This is a genomic window from Microlunatus sp. YIM B11417, assembly GCF_059617205.1.
In genome coordinates this window covers 809901-831402 of the sequence record NZ_JCAMPJ010000003.1, presented here as the reverse complement: position 1 = coordinate 831402, position 21502 = coordinate 809901, and the positions used below count along the sequence as shown (strand labels likewise).

General features: G+C 71.2%; 19 protein-coding genes and 1 pseudogene. 10 read left to right on the top strand and 10 right to left on the bottom strand.

Going from position 1 to position 21502, the window contains the following annotated elements:
* Positions 1 to 66: 66 nt before the first annotated feature.
* A complete protein-coding gene (locus AC6CCG_RS19000; protein ID WP_496656156.1) occupies positions 67 to 1158 on the bottom strand; it encodes a LacI family DNA-binding transcriptional regulator in 1092 nt (363 codons plus the stop codon).
* A gap of 44 nt (positions 1159 to 1202) precedes the next feature.
* Here AC6CCG_RS19000 and AC6CCG_RS18995 point away from each other — a divergent pair, with 44 nt between their 5' ends.
* Positions 1203 to 2438: an anhydro-N-acetylmuramic acid kinase gene (locus AC6CCG_RS18995; protein ID WP_496656155.1), complete on the top strand. Its 1236-nt coding sequence runs from the start codon at positions 1203 to 1205 to the stop codon at positions 2436 to 2438.
* Between the two features lie 41 nt (positions 2439 to 2479).
* Positions 2480 to 2956, top strand: coding sequence for a GyrI-like domain-containing protein (locus AC6CCG_RS18990; RefSeq protein WP_496656154.1), 477 nt, complete (start codon positions 2480 to 2482; stop codon positions 2954 to 2956).
* Between the two features lie 9 nt (positions 2957 to 2965).
* Here the strand turns inward: AC6CCG_RS18990 and mraY are convergent, their stop codons facing one another.
* A complete protein-coding gene (gene mraY / locus AC6CCG_RS18985; protein ID WP_496656153.1) occupies positions 2966 to 4060 on the bottom strand; it encodes a phospho-N-acetylmuramoyl-pentapeptide-transferase in 1095 nt (364 codons plus the stop codon).
* 212 nt (positions 4061 to 4272) lie between these two features.
* On the opposite strand from mraY, the gene AC6CCG_RS18980 reads away from it, so the two are divergent.
* A complete protein-coding gene (locus tag AC6CCG_RS18980; RefSeq protein WP_496656152.1) occupies positions 4273 to 5013 on the top strand; it encodes a nucleotidyltransferase domain-containing protein in 741 nt (246 codons plus the stop codon).
* Positions 5014 to 5035: 22 nt separating this feature from the next.
* Positions 5036 to 5797 (top strand): TrmH family RNA methyltransferase, encoded by a 762-nt coding sequence (locus AC6CCG_RS18975; RefSeq protein ID WP_496656151.1) that lies wholly within the window; start codon positions 5036 to 5038, stop codon positions 5795 to 5797.
* Positions 5798 to 5890: 93 nt separating this feature from the next.
* Here AC6CCG_RS18975 and ku read toward each other — a convergent pair whose 3' ends face one another.
* Genes ku through AC6CCG_RS18960 form a run of 3 tightly spaced genes read right to left on the bottom strand, consistent with a single transcriptional unit; the run spans position 5891 to position 8318 of the window.
* The gene (ku, locus tag AC6CCG_RS18970; RefSeq protein ID WP_496656150.1) at positions 5891 to 6796 is read right to left on the bottom strand and encodes a non-homologous end joining protein Ku; all 906 of its coding nucleotides are present in this window, start codon (positions 6794 to 6796) and stop codon (positions 5891 to 5893) included.
* Positions 6797 to 6806: 10 nt separating this feature from the next.
* Positions 6807 to 7427: an L-threonylcarbamoyladenylate synthase gene (locus AC6CCG_RS18965; RefSeq protein WP_496656149.1), complete on the bottom strand. Its 621-nt coding sequence runs from the start codon at positions 7425 to 7427 to the stop codon at positions 6807 to 6809.
* Between the two features lie 54 nt (positions 7428 to 7481).
* The gene (locus AC6CCG_RS18960; protein ID WP_496656148.1) at positions 7482 to 8318 is read right to left on the bottom strand and encodes a PP2C family protein-serine/threonine phosphatase; all 837 of its coding nucleotides are present in this window, start codon (positions 8316 to 8318) and stop codon (positions 7482 to 7484) included.
* A 101-nt stretch (positions 8319 to 8419) separates the two neighbouring features.
* Here AC6CCG_RS18960 and AC6CCG_RS18955 point away from each other — a divergent pair, with 101 nt between their 5' ends.
* The 4 genes from AC6CCG_RS18955 to soxR all read left to right on the top strand — a co-directional run bounded on the left by AC6CCG_RS18955 (position 8420) and on the right by soxR (position 12789).
* Positions 8420 to 9325 carry an aminoglycoside phosphotransferase family protein gene (locus tag AC6CCG_RS18955; RefSeq protein WP_496656147.1) on the top strand — a complete coding sequence of 302 codons (906 nt, stop codon included), beginning with the start codon at positions 8420 to 8422 and terminating at the stop codon, positions 9323 to 9325.
* A 177-nt stretch (positions 9326 to 9502) separates the two neighbouring features.
* A complete protein-coding gene (locus AC6CCG_RS18950; protein ID WP_496656146.1) occupies positions 9503 to 10984 on the top strand; it encodes a methionine--tRNA ligase in 1482 nt (493 codons plus the stop codon).
* A 667-nt stretch (positions 10985 to 11651) separates the two neighbouring features.
* Positions 11652 to 12308 (top strand): HAD family hydrolase, encoded by a 657-nt coding sequence (locus tag AC6CCG_RS18945; protein WP_496656145.1) that lies wholly within the window; start codon positions 11652 to 11654, stop codon positions 12306 to 12308.
* 10 nt (positions 12309 to 12318) lie between these two features.
* A complete protein-coding gene (soxR, locus tag AC6CCG_RS18940) occupies positions 12319 to 12789 on the top strand; it encodes a redox-sensitive transcriptional activator SoxR (RefSeq protein WP_496656144.1) in 471 nt (156 codons plus the stop codon).
* On the opposite strand, the gene AC6CCG_RS18935 is transcribed toward soxR, so the two are convergent.
* The gene (locus AC6CCG_RS18935; RefSeq protein WP_496656295.1) at positions 12790 to 14217 is read right to left on the bottom strand and encodes a GMC family oxidoreductase; all 1428 of its coding nucleotides are present in this window, start codon (positions 14215 to 14217) and stop codon (positions 12790 to 12792) included.
* A gap of 85 nt (positions 14218 to 14302) precedes the next feature.
* A pseudogene (locus AC6CCG_RS18930) lies at positions 14303 to 14497 on the bottom strand (lycopene cyclase family protein); the annotation flags it as partial.
* Between the two features lie 34 nt (positions 14498 to 14531).
* On the opposite strand from AC6CCG_RS18930, the gene AC6CCG_RS18925 reads away from it, so the two are divergent.
* A complete protein-coding gene (locus AC6CCG_RS18925) occupies positions 14532 to 15752 on the top strand; it encodes a pyrophosphate--fructose-6-phosphate 1-phosphotransferase (RefSeq protein WP_496656143.1) in 1221 nt (406 codons plus the stop codon).
* A 213-nt stretch (positions 15753 to 15965) separates the two neighbouring features.
* On the opposite strand, the gene AC6CCG_RS18920 is transcribed toward AC6CCG_RS18925, so the two are convergent.
* Positions 15966 to 17060, bottom strand: coding sequence for a YhjD/YihY/BrkB family envelope integrity protein (locus AC6CCG_RS18920; protein ID WP_496656142.1), 1095 nt, complete (start codon positions 17058 to 17060; stop codon positions 15966 to 15968).
* Positions 17057 to 18172, bottom strand: a complete 1116-nt coding sequence (locus tag AC6CCG_RS18915; RefSeq protein ID WP_496656141.1) for an ArsB/NhaD family transporter — start codon at positions 18170 to 18172, stop codon at positions 17057 to 17059. The genes AC6CCG_RS18920 and AC6CCG_RS18915 overlap by 4 nt, the downstream gene beginning before the upstream one ends.
* A gap of 99 nt (positions 18173 to 18271) precedes the next feature.
* On the opposite strand from AC6CCG_RS18915, the gene AC6CCG_RS18910 reads away from it, so the two are divergent.
* On the top strand, positions 18272 to 18556 hold the full coding sequence (locus AC6CCG_RS18910) for a 4a-hydroxytetrahydrobiopterin dehydratase (protein ID WP_496656140.1): 285 nt from the start codon (positions 18272 to 18274) through the stop codon (positions 18554 to 18556).
* 12 nt (positions 18557 to 18568) lie between these two features.
* Here the strand turns inward: AC6CCG_RS18910 and gcvP are convergent, their stop codons facing one another.
* Complete coding sequence (gene gcvP / locus AC6CCG_RS18905; protein WP_496656294.1) at positions 18569 to 21463, bottom strand: aminomethyl-transferring glycine dehydrogenase; 2895 nt, start codon at positions 21461 to 21463, stop codon at positions 18569 to 18571.
* Between the last annotated feature and the right edge of the window lie 39 nt (positions 21464 to 21502).

Genomic DNA, 21502 nt, shown 5'->3' with positions numbered 1-21502 from the left:
CCTATCAAGACCCGCCGAGGCGGCACAACGATCCGCGGGAACGGCACAAAAGGAACACTGCGCCGGCTAGCCCGGCGTCGAGTCTCGGAGCACCAGCTCGGGCACCAGCCCGAGATGCCAACTCGGCTCCGGTGCCGCGTCCCCCGCCGGTTCGCCGGCGGCCGCGATCCTGCGCAGCAGCCGTTCCAGGGCGTGTGCCCCGATCAGCCGCTTCGGCGGCGACACCGCGGTGAGCGGGATCTCGCACAGCTCGGCCAGCTCGTCGTCGTAGGAGATCACCGCCAGGTCACGCGGAACCCTGATCCCCTCCTGGACCAGCGCGCGGACCACGTCGATCGCGCTGCTGTCGTTCTGGATGATGATCGCGTCGGCCCGGCCGGCCCGGACCAGCCCGACCAGCGACCGTACGGTCTCGGCGAACGGGCGGGACTCCGCGGCCGGTCCGACCGACTCCAGCGGCGGCACCGGGAGCGGCAGGCCCAGGCTGCGCATCGCGGCCAGATAGCCGTCCCGGTATCGAGTGCCGGGCACGGCGTGCCGGTTCATCATGATCACCCGCTGCCGGCCGACGCTCACCAGGTGGCGGAGGGCGAGCCCGACGCCGTGCGCGTGATCGGCGAACACCGCGTCGTGGCCGGCCAGCGAATGGCCGGCCGGCAGGCAACGTTCCATGATCACCAACGGCGTCGCCCGGTCCGCCAGCGCCGCCACCGCCCCGGGAGCGATCATGGTCGAGTCGCCGGCCGGCGTGAACAGCAGCCCCTGCACGCCGGCGGCCAGCAGCCGGCGCAGCTCCTCGGCGTCGCCGCTCTCCCGGTAGCCGGTCAGGCCGACGACCAGCCGGACGCCCCGCTCGGCGGCCACCGCCTGCGCGCCCCGGATCACCTCGGCGAAGTAGTAGTCCCGGACCGGGACGATCATCCCGACCGTCACGCCCGGGTCGGCGGCCGGCGGGTCCGGCTGCCACGGCGTCCTGGGCCACAGCACCCGGCCGTGCCGCCACTCGACCCGGTGGTGCTCGGTGAGCCGGTGCAGGTCGCGGCGGACCGTCATCACGTGGACGTCGAGGTGGGCGGCCAGGTCGCGGACGGTGATCGTGCCGCGGTCCCGGACCAGGTCGAGCAACTCCTGCTGCCGGGCGGTGACATGGGAGCGCACGAGACCCAGGCTAGGAGGCTCGGCCGATCGGTTACCGTGACGCTGTGCCGCTTCGGGTGATCGGGATGATGTCGGGGACCTCGTTCGACGCGGTCGACGCCGCGGCGGTGGAGCTGGACTTCGCGGGCGACGTGATCACGCTGCGCCCGCTCGGGCTGGTCTCGCAGCCCTACCCCGAGGACCTTCGGGAGGCGCTGGCGACTGCCCTGCCGCCGGGTCTGATCGGTGCTGAACTGATCTGCCGGCTGGACACCGAGATCGGCCAGAGCTTCGCCGAGGTCGCCGCCCGGGCCGTCGACGAGCTGTGCGACGGCCGGGCCGACCTCGTCGCGTCGCACGGGCAGACGGTCTTCCACTGGGTCGAGGACGGCGCCGCGCGGGGCACCCTGCAGCTCGGCCAGCCGGCCTGGATCGCGGAACGGACCGGGCTGCCCGTGGTCGCCGACTTCCGTGCCCGCGACATCGCCGCCGGCGGCCAGGGCGCGCCACTGGTCGGGCTGCTCGACGTGCTGTGGCTGCGGTCCCGGCCCGGCAACCCGGTCGCGCTCAACCTCGGCGGCATCGCGAACATCACCGTCGGCCTCGGCACCGATCCGAGGGACCAGGGGGACGACCCCCTTGAACCCCCGCTCCGCTCCGCGCAAGGACAGGCGCCCATAGTTCCGCTGGCGTACGACACGGGGCCGGCGAACGCCCTGCTCGACGCGGCGGTCCGGGCCGTCACCGGCGAGCCGTACGACCGGGACGGAGCCCGGGCGGCCCGCGGCCGGGTGCTGCCGGAGGCGCTGGACCGGCTGCTCGCGGAGCCGTACTACCGGCGGCAGCCGCCGAAGTCGACCGGCAAGGAACTGTTCCACCTCGGCCACCTCGACGGCGTGCTCCCGCTGAACGAGGACTCGCTGGACGATGTGCTGGCCACGCTGACCGAACTGACCGCCCGTACGGTGACCGAGGCGATCCTGCGGCACGCCCCGACCGAGGTGGTGGCCGCCGGCGGCGGGCTGCGCAACCCGACCCTGGCCGGCCGGCTGGCCGCGCTGCTCGACCCGGTGCCGCTGCGGTCGGCCGACGAGCTCGGGCTGCCGTCCGCGGCCAAGGAGGCGATCCTGTTCGCGCTCCTGGGCTTCCTCACCGTGCACGGGCTGCCCGGCACGCTGCCGTCCGGCACCGGCGCCCGTCATCCGTCCGTGCTCGGCTCGATCACGCCGGGCCGGGGCCCGCTGCGCACGCTGCCCGGGCCGGTGCCGCCGCGCGCGATCGAGATCCGTTCGGGCCGCTGAGTCCCGCCGGTTCTGCGAGTCTCAGTTCCATGGATCCTGTGATGACCGAGCCGCGGATCGTCGATCGTGCCGCGCAGCCGTACCTCTTCATCGTCAGCCGCACCCCGATGAGCGGCCTCGCCAACCTGCCCACCGTGCACGGCCGGGTGTTCGCCCGGCTCGCCGAACTGGGTGAGGCGCCCGCCGGCCCGCCGTTCTGGAAGTACAACGAGATCGACATGCCCGCCGAGCTCGAGGTCGAGGTCGGTGTCCCGACGGCGACCGAACGGCCCGGCGACGGCGAGATCCGCAGCGGCGTGTTGCCTGCCGGCCGCTACGCCACCGTGACCCACACCGGCCATCCGGACGAACTGATGGAGGTGACCCGACGCCTGCTCGACTGGGCGGCCGCCGAGGGTCACCGGTTCGACGTCACCGACGGCCGCTGGGCGGCCCGGCTGGAGATCTACGAGACCGATCCGGCCGAGCAGCCCGACCTGTCCCGGTGGCAGCACACGCTGGCGTTCCGGCTCGCCTGACCGCGCCGGTCAGCTGCCGAGCCAGCTGAGGTAGAAGATCCCGACGCCGGTGATCATGAAGACGCCGGCGATGATCCAGAACCGGATCGTGATCGTCACCTCGGCCCAGCCCTTGAGCTCGAAGTGGTGGTGCAGCGGGCTCATCAGGAAGATCCGCTTGCCCTTGGTCAGCTTGAAGTACGCCCGCTGCACGATCACCGAGCCGGTGATCACGCAGAACAGGCCGCCGATGACGATCAGCAGCAGCTCGGTCCGGCTGAGCACGGCCAGCGCGGCGAGCGCACCGCCGAGGCCGAGGGCGCCGGTGTCGCCCATGATGATCTTCGCCGGCGGCGCGTTCCACCAGAGGAAGCCGATCAGGCTGCCGGACAGCGCGGTCGCGATGATCGCCAGGTCGAGCGGGTCGCGGACCTGGAAACAGGCGTGCTCCAGCGACCGGGTGGCGCTCTGGCAGGCCTGGCTGGACTGGAAGAAGCCGATGAAGATGAACGCCGACAGGGCCAGGATCGTCGAGCCGGTGGCCAGCCCGTCCTGACCGTCGGTGACGTTGACGCCGTTCGAGGTGGCGACCGCCAGCAGGTTGATCCAGACCAGCACCAGCACGACGCCGACCAGGCCGAGCGCGGCGAGATTGAGCCACGGGATGTCGCGGGTGAACGAGATCGCCGTCGAGGCGGGGGTCAGCCCGGTCAGCGGGTCGGCGAACTGCAGCGCCAGGATCGCGAACAGCGTGCTCACCGTCACCTGGCCGGCGATCTTCTGCCAGCCGGTCAGGCCGAGGCTGCGCTGCAGTCGGGTCTTGGTGAAGTCGTCCAGGAAGCCGACGATGCCGTGGCCGACCAGCATCAGGATCACCAGGAGCGCGCTCGGCGAGATCGCGACGCCCGGCCCGACCAGGTGGCCGAAGAAGTAGCCGACCAGGGATCCCGTGATGAACACCAGCCCGCCCATGGTGGGCGTGCCACGCTTCACCTCGTGTGTGGTCGGGCCGTCCACCCGGATCGGCTGGCCCCAGCCCCAGCGGGCGTACAGCCGCATCGCGACCGGGGTGACCAGCAGGCTGAACAGCAGGCCGACAGCGCCGGCCGAGAGCAGAGCGATCATGCGGAGGCGACCACCCGGACTGTCGTAGCGGCGAACTTGCTGAGCGGCAGACCGGGCCAGGACGTCATTGCGCCGATGTTAGTGGTACCCGGCGGCGGACGGATGACGCCGCACCCGGAACCGGTCGATCCGCCCTACTCAGAGCCTTGTCCAATGAGACGGAATCACGATTTCCGGTACGAAAATCACGAAAAGGCCGCAGAATGTACCGGGTGATCGACTTCCAGCTCGTCGACCTCGCCCGCGGACTCGTCCGGGATCGCTTCCCCAATCTCCGGGCCGCCTGGCTGGGCGGGAGCTTCGTGGCCGAAACCGCGACCCCCACGTCCGACCTCGACCTGACCGTGTTGCTGCCCGGTCCGCCGGCTCCGTACCGCTCGTCGGAGCGGTACGAGGGCTACCCGGTCGAGTTCTTCGTCCAGACCGAGGACTCGCTGACGTACTTCTGCGACCGGAGCCTGGAGAGCCGCCGGCCGTCCACGATCCGGCTGATCGGCGAGTCGATCATCCTCGCCGACAACGACGGGTCCGGCGCCACCTGGCAGCGGCGCTGCCTGGACTGGTTGCGGACCGGTCCCGAAGCGCTCAGCCAGGCCGAACTGGACGCCCGCCGCTATCGGGTCACCGACCTGCTGGACGACCTGCGCGGTGCCCAGGACCAGGACCGGATCGGGATGATCGGCACCGGCCTGCTGGAGTCGTCGGCCGACCTGCTGCTGGCCGGTTCGAAGCGCTGGGTCGGCCACGGGAAGGCGCTGGTGACCGAGCTGGAACGGTTCGACACCGAGACCGGCAGCCGCTGGCAGGACGACCTGCTGGGTGCGGCGCGGTCCGCCTGGACCGGTGACCCTGGGCCGATCGCCAAGGTGGCCGAGCAGATCCTGGACCAGTTCGGCGGCCCGTTGTTCGAGGGGTACCGGGCCGACGCGAGGATCCCGCCGGTAGCCCTCTGAGCCCGGGCGTAGGCTCTCCGCCATGCCCAGGGCCGATTCACCGAAGGACCGCTTCATCACCGTGTACGGCCATCGGCCCGTGCAGGCGGCCTTGGACGACCCCGACCTGGCCATCGACAAGGTGATGATCGCCGACGGCGAGCGCGGGCCGGCCGCCCGTCAGATCGAGTCCACCGCGCGCGGCCGCGGGATCGACGTGCAGCGGGCGCCGGCGCACCGGATCAAGCTGCTGTCCGGCAACGGCAAGCACGACAACGGCGTGCTGGCGGACGTGCTCGCCCCGGGCATGCGGACCCTGACCGCTGCGCTGGACGGTCCGGACCGGCCGAGTCGGGTGCTGCTGCTGGACGGGGTACGGACGCCGAGCAACGTCGGGATGATCCTGCGCACCGCGACCGCCGCCGGACTGGAGGGCATCGTCGTCCCGCACCGCGGCGTCGCGAGCATCGACCCGCTGGTGATCAAGGCCTCGGCCGGGGTCGCGTTCCGGGCGCCGGTGCTGCGGTCGGGTACGGCCGCCGAGGCGGCCCGGCAACTCCGCGACGCCGGCTTCCAACTGGTCGGGCTGGCCGCGTCCGGTGATCACTCGATCTTCACCGTGGAGCTCGGCCCGGCCGTCGCGCTCGTCCTCGGCAGCGAGACCGACGGCGTCACCCCGCACGTCGCCGAGTTGATCACCGACTGGGTCACCATCCCGATGCCCGGCGCCGTGGAGTCCCTCAACGTCGCCAGCGCGGCCGCCGTCGCCTGCTTCGAACTCGTCCGCCGCGCCACCGTGCCCTGAGCCTGTCGAAGGGCGGCCCGTCAGTGCCCTGAGCCTGTCGAAGGGCTTGGAACGGGCCTGCCCTTCGACAAGCTCAGGGAGTGGTCGCCGTCGTCAGCTGGCCTTCTTCTTGGCCGCCGTCTTCTTCGCCGTGGACTTCTTGGCCGCCGCCTTCTTGGTGGTCTTCTTCTTCGCGCTCGCCTTCTTGGCACCGGACTTCTTGGCCGTACGGCGACTGCCGACCTCCTCGACGCTGCGCCGCAGGGCCTCGACCAGGTCGATCACCTCGCCCGGCTCGCCGTCCTCCTCCTCGACGCCGAATGTGGCGGCCGTGTCCAGCGCCTCGCCCTCGGCCTTCTTCGCCTCGATCAGGGTCCGCAACTGCTCCTGGTACTCGTCGGTGAACGCGTCCGGCCGGAAGTCGCCGGCCAGGCTGTCGATCAGCGACGAGGCCATCTTCTTCTCCTGCTTGGACACCGACGCCGTGGAGGACAGCACGTCGAAGTCGGCCTCCCGTACCTCGTCGTCCCAGAGCAGGGTCTGCAGCATGATCACCTTGCCGCGGACCCGGAGTGCGGCGAGCCGGCTCTTCTGGCGCAGCGCGAAGGTGACGATCGCCGTCCGGTCCGACTCGGCCAGCGCGTCCCGGAGCAGCTTGTACGGCTTCACGGCCGCCTTGTCCGGCTCGAGGAAGTAGCTCCGGTCGAAACTGATCGGATCGAGTTGATCACTCGGCACGAACTGCGCCACGTCGATCGACTTGCTCCGCTCCTCAGGCAGCGCGGCAAGATCGTCCTCGGTCAGGACGACGGTGGTACTGCCGTCGTCGTACGCCTTGTCGATGTGCTCGTAGTCGACGATCTTGCCGCAGACCTCGCAGCGCCGCTGGTAGCGGATCCGGCCGCCGTCGGCGTCGTGCACCTGGTGCAGCGACAGGTCGTGGTCCTCGGTCGCGCTGTACAGCTTGACCGGCACATTGACCAGGCCGAACGAGATCGCGCCCTTCCAGATCGACCGCATCGCGGCCTCCTCACTCGAACGGGGCCGGATCCCCCGCACCGACCCGGACAACCTCCGGCGCTCCGTCGGAGAAGTCGATCACCGTCGTCGGCTCCGCGCCGCAGTCGCCCGAGTCGACGACCGCGTCCAGCTCGGGGTCGAGCCGGTCCTTGATCTCCCAGCCCTGGGTCAGCGGGTCCTCCTCGCCGGGCAGCAGCAGCGTGCTGGACAACAGCGGCTCGCCGAGTGTGGCGAGCAGGGCCTGGGTGGTGACGTGGTCCGGGATCCGTACCCCGACGGTCTTCTTCTTGGGGTGCAGCATCTGGCGCGGCACCTCCTTGGTGGCCGGCAGGATGAACGTGTAGCTGCCGGGCGTGGCCGCCTTGATGCTGCGGAACACGGCGTTGTCGATGTGCACGAACTGGCCCAGTTGGCCGAACTCGCGACAGACCAGCGTGAAGTGGTGCTTGTCGTCCAGTTGCCTGATCCGGCGGATCCGCTCCAGCCCGTCCCGGTTGCCGAGCTGGCAGCCGAGGGCGTAGCAGGAGTCCGTCGGATAGGCGATCAGCGCGCCGTCACGTACCAGGTCGACGACCTGTCCGATGGCGCGGGGCTGGGGATTGTCCGGGTGCACATCGAAGTACTTCGCCATCGTCCGACCCTAGTACAGCGGCCGGCGTGCGGGAACGGGCAGTGTTTCGACCGGCTACGCACCCATCCGTACCTGGGCCGACTCGAGCCGGACCGGCGTCGGATCGATCAGGTTGTCCGGCCCGCAGGCGCCGACGAAACGACCGTGCCGGCGGATCAGCGGACCGGTCTCGACCTCGCCGATCACGCAGGTGATGTTGTCCCGGCCACCCCGGTCCACCGCCGCCGCGATCAACGCCTTCGCCGCGTCGTCCAGATCGTGGATGTAGAGCAGGTCGGCGATCTGCTGGTCGTCGACCAGGTCGCTGAGCCCGTCGCTGCAGATCAGCAGCCGGTCCCCCACCATCAGCTCCAGCTCGCACAGGTCGGGCACCGGCGGCTGCCGGTCGTCGACCGCCTGCAGCACCACGCTCCGGTACGGGTAGCTCAGCGCCTCCTCCTCGGTCAGCTCGCCGGTGTCGATCAGCCGCTGCACGAGCGTGTGATCATGACTGAGCTGGGTCAGGAAGCCGTCCCGGAGCAGGTAGGCCCTCGAGTCCCCGACATGTGCCATCGCACAGGTGTCGCCGTCGGACATGATCGCGGTCAACGTCGTGGACATTCCCCGACGCTCCGGATGCAGCTCCGCGTCGTCACGCAGCTGCCGGTGAGCAACCTCGATCACCTCGGCCAGAAAACCGGTCAGATCGGGATGATCATGAACGATCGCAGCCGAACTCAGAGCAAATGCCGTGCTCGCCGATGCGATCTCCCCGGCTGCAGCGCCGCCCACGCCGTCGGCGACCAGGAGCAGATACGGGCCGGCAAAGCCGGAATCCTCGTTGTGCGGGCGGACCAGACCGACATCGGTTCGGGCGGCGTACCTGAACCTCAAGCGGTCCGCCTCCGTCATGAGCGGCATACTAGCCCGCCCGGCGCCGTGGATCGAGACCGCCGCCACGTCGGCGCGTTAAGACGATGTGACGATGATCGCACTCGCCTAGGGTTCGGGGCATGTTCTCCTTGCCGGACCGGGTCCGGGACCGTGCGCGTTCGCTCGGACCGGCGGGCGACGCCTGGCTCGCCGGGCTGCCCGACCTGGTCGCCGGACTGGCTGCTGACTGGGACCTTTCCGTCGGCGAGCCGCTGGCCGGCGGCAGTGCCTCGCTGGTGCTGCGGGCCACCGACGGCGACGGTGAGCCGGTGGTGCTCAAGCTCGGCCAGCCGGACGGCGACCTGACCGAGCAGGCCGACACGCTGCGCCGGGCCGGCGGACGCGGCTATGCCCGGCTGCACCGGTTCGACGGCGATCGCAACGCGTTGCTGGTGGAGGGACTCGGGCCGTCCCTGGACTCGGTCGAGCCGCCGCCGGAACATGCCATCGAGGTGCTCTGTGCGCTGCTGCGGGAGGCCTGGCAGGTGTCCCGGCCGGCCGCCCCGCCGAGCGTCCCGGAGAAGGCCGCGGCGTTGGGCGCGTTCATCGCGGAGGCCTGGCCGGCGCTCGGCCGGCCCTGCCCGGAACGGGTGATCGACACCGCACTGGGGTACGCGGAGCGACGCGCGGCCGCGTTCGACCCGGATCGCTCGGTCGTCGTCCATGGCGACCCGCACGCGGCCAACGCGCTGCAGCGCCGCGGCGACGGCTACGTGTTCGTCGACCCGGACGGTTTCCTCGCCGATCCCGGCTACGACCTCGGCGTGGTGCTGCGGGACTGGCTGCCCGAGTTGGCCGCGGCCGCCGATCCGGACGCGCTGCTCCGCGACTACTGCCGGCTGCTGGCGCTGCGGTCCGGGGTCGACGCGGCGGTGATCTGGGAGTGGGGCTTCCTGGAACGCGTGTCGACCGGGCTCTACTGCCTGCGCTACGGCGCGCCGGAGCTGGGGCGCCGCTTCCTCGCGTCGGCCGCTCGGCTGCGCTGACCGTACCGACGGAAAAGGGCGGGCGGTAGCCGGTCGACGCTGGCTAGGCTGGTTCCCATGTTCCGCGCGCCGATCATGATGACCCCGCCCACGGGGTAATCCGGCCTGCGCCCATCCACCCCGCGGCATCGCGGGGTGGCCGAACTCCGAGGTGTCGCCGCCTCGAGGAGTTCACCGATGACCGTCTACCTGACCACGTCGATTCCGTACGTCAACGCCCGGCCGCACCTCGGCCACGCCCTGGAGTTCGTCCAGGCCGACGTGCTGGCCCGGCACCATCGCCACCGCGGGCGGTCCGTACGGCTGCTCAGCGGCACCGACGACAACGCCCTGAAGAACGTCACCGCCGCCCGTACCGCCGGCGTCGACCCGGGCACGTTCGTCGCGGAGAACGCCGACGCCTTCCAGCGGCTGGCCGGGCCGCTCGGGCTGAGCCTGGACGACTTCATCCGGACCGGCAGCGATCCCCGGCACGCGCCGGGCGTGCAGCGGATCTGGCGCCGCTGCGCCGAGGCCGGCGACTTCACCCGGCGGACGTACCGCGGGCGCTACTGCGCAGGCTGCGAGCAGTTCTACACCGCCGACGATCTTGTTGACGGCCGCTGCCCGGAGCACGGCACCGAGCCCGAGCCGGTCGAGGAGGAGAACTGGTTCTTCGCCCTGAGCCGGTACGCCGAGCCGATCCGGCGGCTGATCCTCTCCGGCGAGGTACGGATCGAGCCGGAGTCGCGGCGCAACGAGATCCTCGGCTTGATCGACGCCGGGCTGCCCGACGTCAGCGTGTCCCGCCCGGCCGCCCGCGCCGACGGCTGGGGCATCGGCGTGCCCGGCGATCCGGGCCAGGTCATCTATGTCTGGTGGGACGCGCTGGCCAACTACCTGACCTCGCTCGGGTACGCCGACGACGGCCCGGACTACCGGCGGTGGTGGCAGGGCTCGGCCGAACGGATCCACGTGATCGGCAAGGGCATCGTCCGCTTCCACGCCCTGACCTGGCTCGGCCAACTGCTGTCCGCCGGCCTGCCGCTGCCGACCTCGATCTTCGTCCACGACTACCTGACCGTGGACGGCGCCAAGATCTCCAAGTCGGCCGGCGGTTCGGCCGACCCGGCGGCCGTGGTCGACGCGTACGGGCGGGACGCGGTGCGCTGGTGGCTGTCCGCCGGCGTGGCCCGCGTCGGCGACACCGACTTCACCGAGCGGGCCCTGGTCGAGCGCCACGACGCGGACCTGGCGAACGGGGTCGGGAATCTGGTCAACCGCACCGTCACCCTGATCAACCGACGCCGGTCCGGGCGACTGCATCGGCTGGACCCGGATCCAGCTCCGGCCGGCGCGAAGGTGTCGGCGGCCGCCGCGGCCCTGCCCGGGCGGATCGACACGGCGCTGGCCCGGTTCGACCTGCGCTCCGCCACGGCGGCCCTGATCAACGTGGCCCGAACGGCCAATCGCTATCTCCAGCAGACCGAGCCCTGGCGGCTGCCCGCCGACGATCCCCGCCTCGACCCGATCCTGGCCACGGCCCTGACCGTCTGCCGAGTCCTGGCCGACGAACTGACCCCGTTCGTCCCGGACGGCGCCGACCGCCTCCGCCGGCCTCTGGGCTCCGGCCTCGAGGTCGGCGCTCCCGAGGCTGCCTTCCCCCAACTCACCCCGTAACCGCGCGACCACGAGCCCCCGCATCCGAAGCTGCCCAATCCAACCCCTCGGTGCCACGCCTGCCAGCCCCTGGCGATTCGCGACCGTTCCTCTCATCCGCGACCGGCGCAACGGTCGCGGATGCTCGCAACGGTCGCGGATCCCGCGCCGACCTCAACTCCGCCCACCGCACCCGCTTCCCGCGGACCTCAGCTCCGCCCACCGCACCAGCTCCCCGCGGACCTCAGCTCCACCCCACCGCACCCGCTCCCCGCCGACCTCCGCTCCCCACCGCCCCTGCTCCCCGCCGACCTCCGCTCCCCACCGCCCCTGCTCCCCGCCGACCTCCGCTCCCCACCGCCCCTGCTCCCCGCCGACCTCCGCTCCCCACCGCCCCTGCTCCCCGCCGACCTCCGCTCCCCACCGCCCCTGCTCCCCACCGACCTCCGCTCCCTACCGCATCTGCTCCCCGCCCCGACTTCAGCTCCACCCCACCGCCCCGCTCCCCGCCGACCTCAACTCACCCACGTCCTGCCGCACCCTCACGTCTGGCTGCGCCTTCTCTCTCCGCCGTGCTCATCTCCGCCCCACCTCCCGCCGACCGGTCACTTCCGCAGCGACACGCCGACAGAACCGCTGCTTTGGTGACCGGTCGGCGATTGGAAGGGAGGGTTGGGGGGTGCTGCTGATGGATCTCGACAACACGCTGGTGGACCGGGCGGCCGCGTTCGCCGGCTGGGCGGGGCGGTTCGTCGCCGAGGTGGGCGGCGGGGCGGGTGATGTGGACTGGCTGGTCGAGCTCGACGCGGACGGTTACACGCCGCGGGACAGGGTCGCGGCGGGGATCCAGGAGCGGTTCGGGCTGTCGGACGCCCAGGATCGGCTGATCGAACGCCTGCTGCGCGAGCACGTCGACGAGATCAGGGCGGTCGAGGGCGTCACGGCACTGCTCGAATCCCTTCCGGAGCAGGGAATCCGGCGGGTGGTGGTCAGTAACGGCACCGAGTGGCAACAGCAGCGCAAGCTGCAGGTGACCGGGCTGGCCGAGCTCGTGGACGACGTGATCATCTCCGAGGCGGTCGGTTGCAAGAAACCCGATCCGAGGATTTTCGCGATCGCGCTGGAGCGGTCGCCGGAGGCGGGCGAGCCCTGGATGATCGGTGATCATCCCGACGCCGACGTCCGCGGCGCCGCGCGGGTCGGACTCCGGACCGGCTGGGTGGACCGCGGCCGTCGTTGGATCGGCGACGACGAGCCCACCGTACAAGCCGCCACCTCAACGGACGTGATCCGAGCCGTCCTGTCCGGTCGACCGGCTCTTAAAGCTCGCTTCAGCTTGAACTAACCTGGTGATCATGCTGCACAAGAACGATCAGCTGACCATCGGGGATCTGGCGGCCCGGTCCGGCGTGGCGCCGTCGGCGCTGCGCTACTACGAGTCGCAGGGTCTGATCTCGGCGACCCGGACCACCGGCAACCAACGCAGGTACGAACGGGCGATGCTGCGCCGGATCGCGTTCATCCGGTCGGCGCAGCGGGTCGGCCTGTCCTTGACCGAGATCACCGAGGCGATGGACAGCCTGCCGGACAACCGGACGCCGACCCGGGCCGACTGGGCCCGGCTGTCCCGGGACTGGCGCCCCCGGATCGACGCCCAGATCGCCCGGTTGATCAAGCTCCGGGACGAGTTGGACAACTGCATCGGCTGCGGGTGCCTGAGCCTGAAGCGCTGCTCGTTGCAGAACCCGAACGACACGGTCGCCGCGGACGGGCCGGGCGCGGTCTACCTCGAGCCGGGCAGCTCCCGGCTCTGCGAACCCGCCTGATCACCCCTCGCGGATCAGGTCGGCGGCCCGCCAGGCCAGCGCGGTGATCGGCCCGTTGAGATTTCCGGAGACGAGCACCGGCAGCACCGAGGCGTCGACCACCCGCAGCCCGGCCACGCCGCGGACCCGCAGCCGCGAGTCGACCACGTCCTCGTCGTCCGGCCCCATGGCGCACGTCCCGACCGCGTGATAGCCGGCGCTGCCGACCGTCAGCACGTAGTCGAGGATCTCCTGGTCGCTCTCCACGGCCGGGCCCGGTTCGGTCTCGCGTTCGATCCGGCCGGCGAGCGGCGCGGTCTCGAACAGCCGGCGCAGGGCCCGGAACGCGCCGACCGTCGTCGCCCGGTCGTGCTCGGTGGCGAGGTAGTTGGCGTCGATGTCCAGCGGCGCAGCGGGGTCGGCGGAGGTGATCCGCAGGCTGCCCTCGCTGTCCGGCCGCAGGGCGAACCCGATCGCCATCATGCCCGGCTCGTGCTCCACCTCGACCGCTGCGCCCTGGCGTCGCGGCGCGATGGACAGCGGCGCGATCTGCAGCTGGGCGTCCGGACGGTCCAGGCCGGCACGGGTCTTGAGGAAGCCGACGACCTCGAACGGCGGTGCCGCGAGGACTCCACGCCGATGCTCCTGGTACTCCTGCATCGCCGCCTGCTGCCCCTCCGGCGTGCTGAGCAGCCGGTTGTAGCCGAGGTTCTCGGTGAGCCGGTACTGCACCTGGAACGCTCGGTGCTCGCGCAGCCGAGCCCCGAGCCGCGGTACGTCACGGACGACCTCGACGCCGGCCGCCCGCAGGACCGGCTCCGGCCCGATCCGGGACAGCTGCAACAGCTTCGGGCTGCCGATCGCGCCGGCCGCCAGGATGACCTCGCGGGCGGCGGAGGCCTCGAAGGACTGGTCGTCCTGCCGCCCGATCACCCCGACGGCCCGTACGACCGAAGCCGAGTCGGCGAACCGCACCCGCTCGACCACGGTGCGTACGGCGACCGTGAGGTTGGGCCGGTCCAGCGCCGGGTGCAGGAACGCGCTCGCCGCGCTGACCCGGTGGCCGTCGTGGATCGTCGCGATGACGTACCCGATCCGTTCCCCGTCCGCCTCGTTGACGTCCCGGGTGGGCCGCCAGCCGAGGTCGGCGCCGGAGGCGATCACGTCGTCCAGCAACGGCCCGGCCCGTACCGCCGTACTGCTCACCCGGAGCGGCCCGCCGGTGCCACGGACCGGCGAGGCCCCGAGTTCGTGATCTTCGACCGCCCTGTAGGCCGCCAGGATCGCCGGCCAGCCCCAGCCCGGATTGCCGCGCCGCTCCAGCTCGTCGTAGTCGGCGGCCTGGCCGCGGTTGTAGACCATCCCGTTGACCGAGCTGGACCCGCCGAGCGTCTTGCCCCGGACCCCAGTACTCCACCTGCTCGGTCGGCCCGAACGGCCGGGTCGGATGGAACCACGCGGTGGCCGGATCGCCGAGCAGCGGGAACGTGCCGCCGGGCATCGCGATCAGCGGATTGCTGTCCCGATCACCGGCCTCGACGAGCAGGACGCTGGTCTCCGGGTCGGCCGACAGGCGGTGGGCCAGCACGCAGCCGGCAGGCCCGGCGCCGACGATGACGTAATCGAACTCTGCCACGGAAATCCCCCGTCGCTTCGGTCGTTGCGGTCGAATCCAGCACGCTAGTACGAGGGCCCGGCGGAGGAAACTCCCGGCGTCCGGGGTCGTCATCGCCGCGTCGAGCGGGGACCCTAGGATGACCGCCATGGTCAAGAAGGTCGCACTGCTCACCGCCGGCGGGTTCGCCCCGTGCCTCTCCTCCGCCATCGGCGGGCTGATCCAGCGCTACACCGAGCTCGCCCCCGAAGTCGAGATCATCGCCTACCGACACGGCTACCAGGGCCTGCTCTCCGGCGACTCGCTCGTCGTCACGCCCGAGGTCCGGGCCAAGGCCGGTCTGCTGCACGAGTACGGCGGCTCCCCGATCGGCAACTCGCGGGTCAAGCTCACCAACGCCAAGGACCTGGTGAAGCGCGGCCTGGTGGCCGAGGGCGTCGACCCTCTGCAGGCGGCGGCCGAGCGGCTGACCAAGGACGGCGTGGACGTCCTGCACACCATCGGCGGCGACGACACCAACACCACGGCCGCCGACCTGGCCGCCTATCTGGCCGAGCACGACTACCCGCTCACCGTGGTCGGGCTGCCGAAGACGATCGACAACGACGTGGTACCGATCCGGCAGTCGCTCGGGGCCTGGACCGCGGCCGAACAGGGCGCTCGGTTCGCCGAGAACATCGTCGGCGAGCACAACTCGGCCTCCCGGATGTTGATCGTGCACGAGGTGATGGGCCGGCACTGCGGCTGGCTGACCGCAGCCACCGCGCAGTCCTACCGGGACTGGCTGGACACTCGCGAGTGGCTGCCCGAGATCGGGCTCAGCCGGGCGGCCTGGGACGTGCACGGCGTGTACGTCCCCGAAGCCGTGATCGACCTCGACGCGGAGTCCGTACGCCTGAAGTCGATCATGGACGAGGTCGGCAACGTGACGATCTTCCTGTCCGAGGGCGCCGGCCTGGACACCATCGTCGCCGAGCTGGAGCGCTCCGGCGAGGAGGTCGAGCGGGACCCGTTCGGTCACGTCAAGATCGACACCATCAACCCGGGTGCCTGGTTCGCCGCCAAGTTCGCCGAGAAGATCGGCGCCGAGAAGGTCATGGTGCAGAAGTCCGGCTACTTCTCCCGCTCCGCCGCCGCCAACCAGCGCGACCTCGACCTGATCAAGTCGATGACCGACCTCGCCGTCGACTCCGCCCTGCGCGGCGAGCCGGGCGTGATCGGCCAGGACGAGGAGCGCGGCGACGAACTGCGGGCGATCGAGTTCGAGCGGATCAAGGGCGGCAAGCCGTTCGACATCACCCAGCCCTGGTTCACCGACCTGCTGGCCGGCATCGGCCAGGCCGCCCCGCAACCCGCCTCCGCCCACTGACAAACCCGCCGACCGGTCACAAAAGCAGCGGTTTCCACGGCGTGTCGCTGCAGTTGTGACCGGTCGGCGCAACTCGGGGCGACCGGCCGCCCATAGCGCCGTCGGTTTTTCACGTAACGTGAAAGACCGGCGCTTTACCGGGGAAGCTTCTCGCGGAAAGCGCTGGTTTTTCACGTAACGTGAAAAACCAGCAGGCTCCTGTGACGGGTGAGGTTACGAGTCCTTCGCGGCTCGGCGACGGGCCAGGCGGCCGGCGATGGCGGCGATCACGGCGCCCAAGCCGACGCCGGTCGCGGCACCGGTGACGTAGCCGGCGCCCATGCCGACCCGGACCGAGCGGACCGCGACCTCCTGGGGAACCAGGACCGGCTCCGGCTCGGCGGGTTCGGGGTGCAGCGCGAACCGTACCCGCTCCTCCACCTGGACCGGCGCGACGGCCGGCTGGTGCGCGGTCGCGATCCAGGCCGCGACGAAGAGGATCAGCCGGGCGAACAGGTTGAAGAAGAGCATCAGGGCGATCACCGGACCGAACAGCGCGGCCGCCGCGTTGCCGGCGAAGATGCCGACCAGGAAGCTGGTCAGGTACTGCAGGACGCCGAGGCCGATCGATCCGATCAGCGCGCCGCGGCGCACGGTCCGCCACGGGAAGCGGTACTCCGGCAGCACGGTGTAGAGGTACATGAACAGCACCCAGCCGGCGCCGACCGAGATGATCACCGGCACCAGCGCCAGCACCGGCCGGAGCCACGGCAGGTCGTCCAGCCCGAGCCAGCCGATCACGGTGCCGCTCAGCGAGGTGGACAGGCTGGCCAGCGAGAAGGTCAGCGCGACCAGAATCAGCAGACCGATCAAGATCAACAGGTTGACCCCGATCTTGACCAGGAAGTTCTCCTTCTTCTCCGCGTAGTCGAAGTTCTCCCGCATCTGGCCCTGGACGGCCTGCTTCAGGTTGCCGATCCAGCCCGACCCGGAATACATGGCCGACAGCAGGCCGACCACGCCGACCGTGGCCCAGCCCTTCAGGAAGTTCTCGACCAGGTCGGCGATCTGCTGCCCCTGGCTGCCGGAGCCACCCACCGCGGAGGTCGCCGCCTGGACGACGGACTCCATCAGATCCGGTCGCGCGTACGTCAGCACGAAGCCGGTGATCGAGAACGCGAACATCAGGATCGGCACCAGCGCGAGCACGGAGAAGTACGTGATCGCAGCCCCGAACTGGTCGCCGAGCCGGGTCGTGTACCGCTCACCGGTCCGGATCAGATGGGCGATGCCTGGCCGTGCCTTGACGCGCTCGATCCACTCCTTCACCCGGTCAGGGTAGCGACTGGCGCCCCGAGGACGGCGAGCAACGCGACGGCGACGGCCAACTGGATCGCGACCAGGGCCGCGCCGCGGACGGCGAAGCCGCGCCAGGACACGGTGAGGCCCGCCGCACGACAGCGGCCGGCCCAGAGCAGCGTCGCCAGACTCGCCCACGGCGTGATCAGCGGGCCGGCGTTCACGCCGACCAGCAGCGCGACCGTACGGGCCAGGCCGTTCGCCACCGGTTCCAGGGCCAGATAGGCCGGCAGGTTGTTGATCAGGTTGGCCGCGCCGGCGCCGATCACGGCCAGTCGGGCCAGTTCCGGCCAGTCGGTGCCGGCGCCGCTGATCCGGACCAGCAGGGCGGGCAGGCCGTGATCATGCGCCAGCTGGACCAGCAGGAACAGGACCGAGACGCCGAGCACCAGCCGCCACGGCACCAGGTGCCCAGACCGCAGCGCAGCGGTCAGCAGGTCCGGACGCCGGATCACCGTCGCCAGCAGCACCACGCAGGCTGCCACCACCGCGGCCGCCTCCACCGGCACTCCGACGATGATCATCGGGCCGAGCGCGGCCGCGACGACGAAGGCGATGACCAGCAGCGGCCGGTCCGGCGCGGGCTCCAGCGGCGGTCGCTGGTAGCGGCCCCGCAGCGAGCCGCGGAACATGATCAGCAACAGCAGCACGGTGACCAGCACGCAGCCGAGCGCCACCGGCCAGACGAAGCCGGCGAACTCGCGGGCCGGCACGTCCAGCCGCTGCAGCGCCAGCAGATTGGTCAGGTTGGACGACGGCAGGAACAGCGAGGCCGTGTTGGCGATCCACACCGACGTGTACGCGAACAGCAGCCGGTCCACCCCGAGCCGACGGGCCAACACCAGCGCCACCGGCGTGACCAGCACCGCCGTCGTGTCCAGCGACAGCACGGCCGTCACCAGCACCGCCGCCGCGGTGAGCAACAGCCACAGTGCCAGCACCGAACCGCGGCCGAGCCGGGCCGCGACATGGGCGATCCGGGCGAACACGCCGATCCGGTCCGACAGTTCCGCGAGCACCGTCATCGCGACCAGGAAGACCAGGATCGGGACGACCCGTTCCGCCAATCCGATCAGGTCCACGGGCAGACCGTAAGCTCTGCCGCCGACAGTCCGGTCGTCAGGGTCGCCGAGCGACCGGTGTCCTTGACAGGTTCCGGGCGCCGGTCAAGGCTGGCAGACATGACCCGACTCCTCACCGACGACGAAGTGGACACTCAGCTCGCCGACCTGGACGGCTGGTCCAGGGTCGAGGGCGAGCCGGCGATCCGCAGCACCACCGAGCTGGCCGACTTCGTGGCGGCGCTGGCGTACGTGAACAAGGTGGGTGACCTGGCAGAGGCCGCGAACCACCATCCGGACATCGACATCCGCTGGAACAAGGTGACGCTGACCCTGTCCACCCACTCCGAGGGCGGCCTGACCCAGGCCGACATCGAGCTGGCCCACCAGATCGCCGCCCTCTGAGCGAGCCCTGACTCAGTCCTCGTACGCCTCCGGCGGCGGGCAGGAGCAGACCAGGTTGCGATCACCGTAGCTGCCGTCGATCCGGGCGACCGGCGGCCAGTACTTGTCCCGGGCACCGCCGCCGATCGGGCCGCCGTGCAGCCCGGCCGGGAACGCCGCCAGCTTCCGCGAGTACGGATGCGTCCAGGCATCGTCGATCACCGCGGCCTGGGTGTGCGGGGCGTTCACCAGCGGGTTGTCCTCGGCCGGCCACTCCCCCGACTCGACCCGGGCGATCTCGGCCCGGATGTCGATCATGGCCTGGCAGAACCGGTCCAGCTCGGCCAGGTCCTCCGACTCGGTCGGCTCGACCATCAAGGTGCCCGCCACCGGGAAGCTCATCGTCGGCGCGTGGAATCCGTAGTCGATCAACCGCTTCGCGACGTCGTCGACGGTGATCCTGCTCGCCTTGGTCAGCGGCCGCAGGTCGATGATGCACTCGTGCGCGACCAGCCCGCCGCGGCCCGTGTAGAGCACCGGGTAATGATCATGGAGCCGGGCCGCCACGTAGTTGGCCGCCAGCAGCGCGTGCTGGGTGGCCGAGGTCAAGCCGTCGGTTCCCATCATCGCGATGTAGGCGTAGCTGATCGGCAGGATTCCGGCCGAACCGTACGGCGCGGCGGAGATCGGGCCGATGCCATGATCACCGCCGACCTCGGAGAGCGGATGGGTCGGCAGGTACGGCACCAGGTGGGCACCGACACCGATCGGGCCGACGCCCGGACCGCCGCCGCCGTGCGGGATGCAGAACGTCTTGTGCAGGTTGAGATGGCTGACATCCGCGCCGAACCGGCCGGGCCGGGCCAGGCCGAGCAGCGCATTCAGGTTGGCCCCGTCGACGTACACCTGGCCGCCGGCGTCGTGCACCAGCGCACACAACTCGGCGATGCCCTCCTCGAACACTCCGTGGGTGGACGGGTAGGTGACCATGATCGCGGCGAGTTGATCACGGTGCTTGTCGATCTTGGCCCGCAGGTCGTCGAGATCCACCGAGCCGTCCTCCGTGGCGCCGACGACCACCACCTTGAGCCCGGCCATCGCGGCCGAGGCGGCGTTGGTACCGTGCGCCGAGGACGGGATCAGGCAGACCCGGCGGTCATGATCACCGCGGGCGTCATGGTAGGCCCGGATGGTCAGCAGCCCGGCCAGCTCGCCCTGGCTGCCGGCGTTCGGCTGGACCGACACCTTCGCGTAGCCGGTGATCTCGGCCAGCCAGGTCTCCAGCTCGTTGATCATGGTCGCGTAGCCCTGCGCGTCGGCGACCGGTGCGAACGGGTGCAGGCTCGCGAAGCCGGGCAGCGAGATCGGCTCCATCTCGGCGGTGGCGTTGAGCTTCATCGTGCAGGACCCGAGCGGGATCATGCCCCGGTCCAGGGCGAAGTCCCGGTCCGAGAGCGCGCGCAGGTAGCGCAGCATCGCGGTCTCACTGTGCGCGTCGTGGAACACCGGGTGGGTCAGGAAGTCACTGGTCCGCCGGCTGCCGGCCAGCCGGTCCGGTCCGGCCTGGCCGGGGGCGCCGTCCAGCCCGAAGGCCTCCCGTACGGCCCGCAGCGCTCCGCTGTCGGCGTCCTCGCCGACCGAGATCCCGACCTGGTCGGAGTCGACCAGCCGCAGGTGTACGCCGCGCTCGTGGGCCGCAGCGACGACGCCGGCCGCATGCCCGGGGACCCGGACCAGGACGGTGTCGAAGAAGGAGCCGTGGACGACGTCGAAGCCGGCCCGGCCGAGGTCGTCGGCCAGCGCGGCGGCGTTGCGGTGCACGGTGCCGGCGATCGACCGCAGCCCCTCCGGACCGTGGTAGACCGCGTACATCCCGGCCACCACGGCCAGCAGCACCTGCGCGGTGCAGATGTTGGAGGTCGCCTTCTCCCGGCGGATGTGCTGTTCCCGGGTCTGCAGCGCGAGGCGGTACGCGGACGTACCGGCGGTGTCCTTGGAGAGACCGACCAGCCGGCCCGGCAGCTGCCGCTCCAGCCCGGCCCGGACCGCCATGAACCCGGCGTGCGGGCCGCCGTAGAACAGCGGGACGCCGAACCGCTGGCTGGAGCCGACCGCGATGTCCGCGCCCCACTCGCCGGGCGGTGTGATCATGGTGCATGCGAGCAGGTCGCAAGCCGCGATCACCTGAGCGCCGGCGGCGTGCGCGGCCTCGGCGAGGGACCGCAGTTCGGCGGTGTCGGCCAGCCGTCCCGAGGCGCCCGGTGTCTGCACCACCACGGCGAACGGGTCGTTCGCCGCGATGGCCGAGACAAGATCGGCTTCGGCGACGACGACCTCGATGCCGGCCGCCTCGGCCCGGGTCTTCACGACGGCGATGGTCTGCGGCAGCGTGTCCGCGTCCAAGATCACCACCGAACCCGACTTGTTGGTGCGGCGGGCCAGCGTGATCGCCTCGGCGACGGCGGTGCCCTCGTCCAGCAGGCTGGCGCCGGCGGTGGCCAGCCCGGTCAGGTCGGCGACCGCGGTCTGGAAGTTGATCAAGGCCTCCAGCCGGCCCTGGCTGATCTCCGGCTGGTACGGCGTGTAGGCCGTGTACCAGGCCGGGTCCTCGAGCACGTTGCGCCGGATCACCGGCGGCGTCACGGTGCCGTGGTAGCCGAGGCCGATCATGGCCGTCAGCGCGCGGTTCTGTTCCGCGAGGGTACGGAGCCGTACCGCGACCTCGCTCTCGCTGAGCGCCGGCGGCAGGTTCAGCGGCGCGTGCTCCCGGATCGATTCCGGCAGGGACGCGTCGACCAGGGCGTCCAGGCTGGGCTGCCCGATCGCGGCGAGCATCACGGCGGTCTCCGCCTGGTCCGGCCCGATGTGCCGGTCCCGGAACGGGCGGTCCGGGTCGGCGGTGCCGGCGACGGTGCTGTGATCGGTCATGACGGCCATGGATGGGGCTCTTTCTCCGTCGGGTGGTGC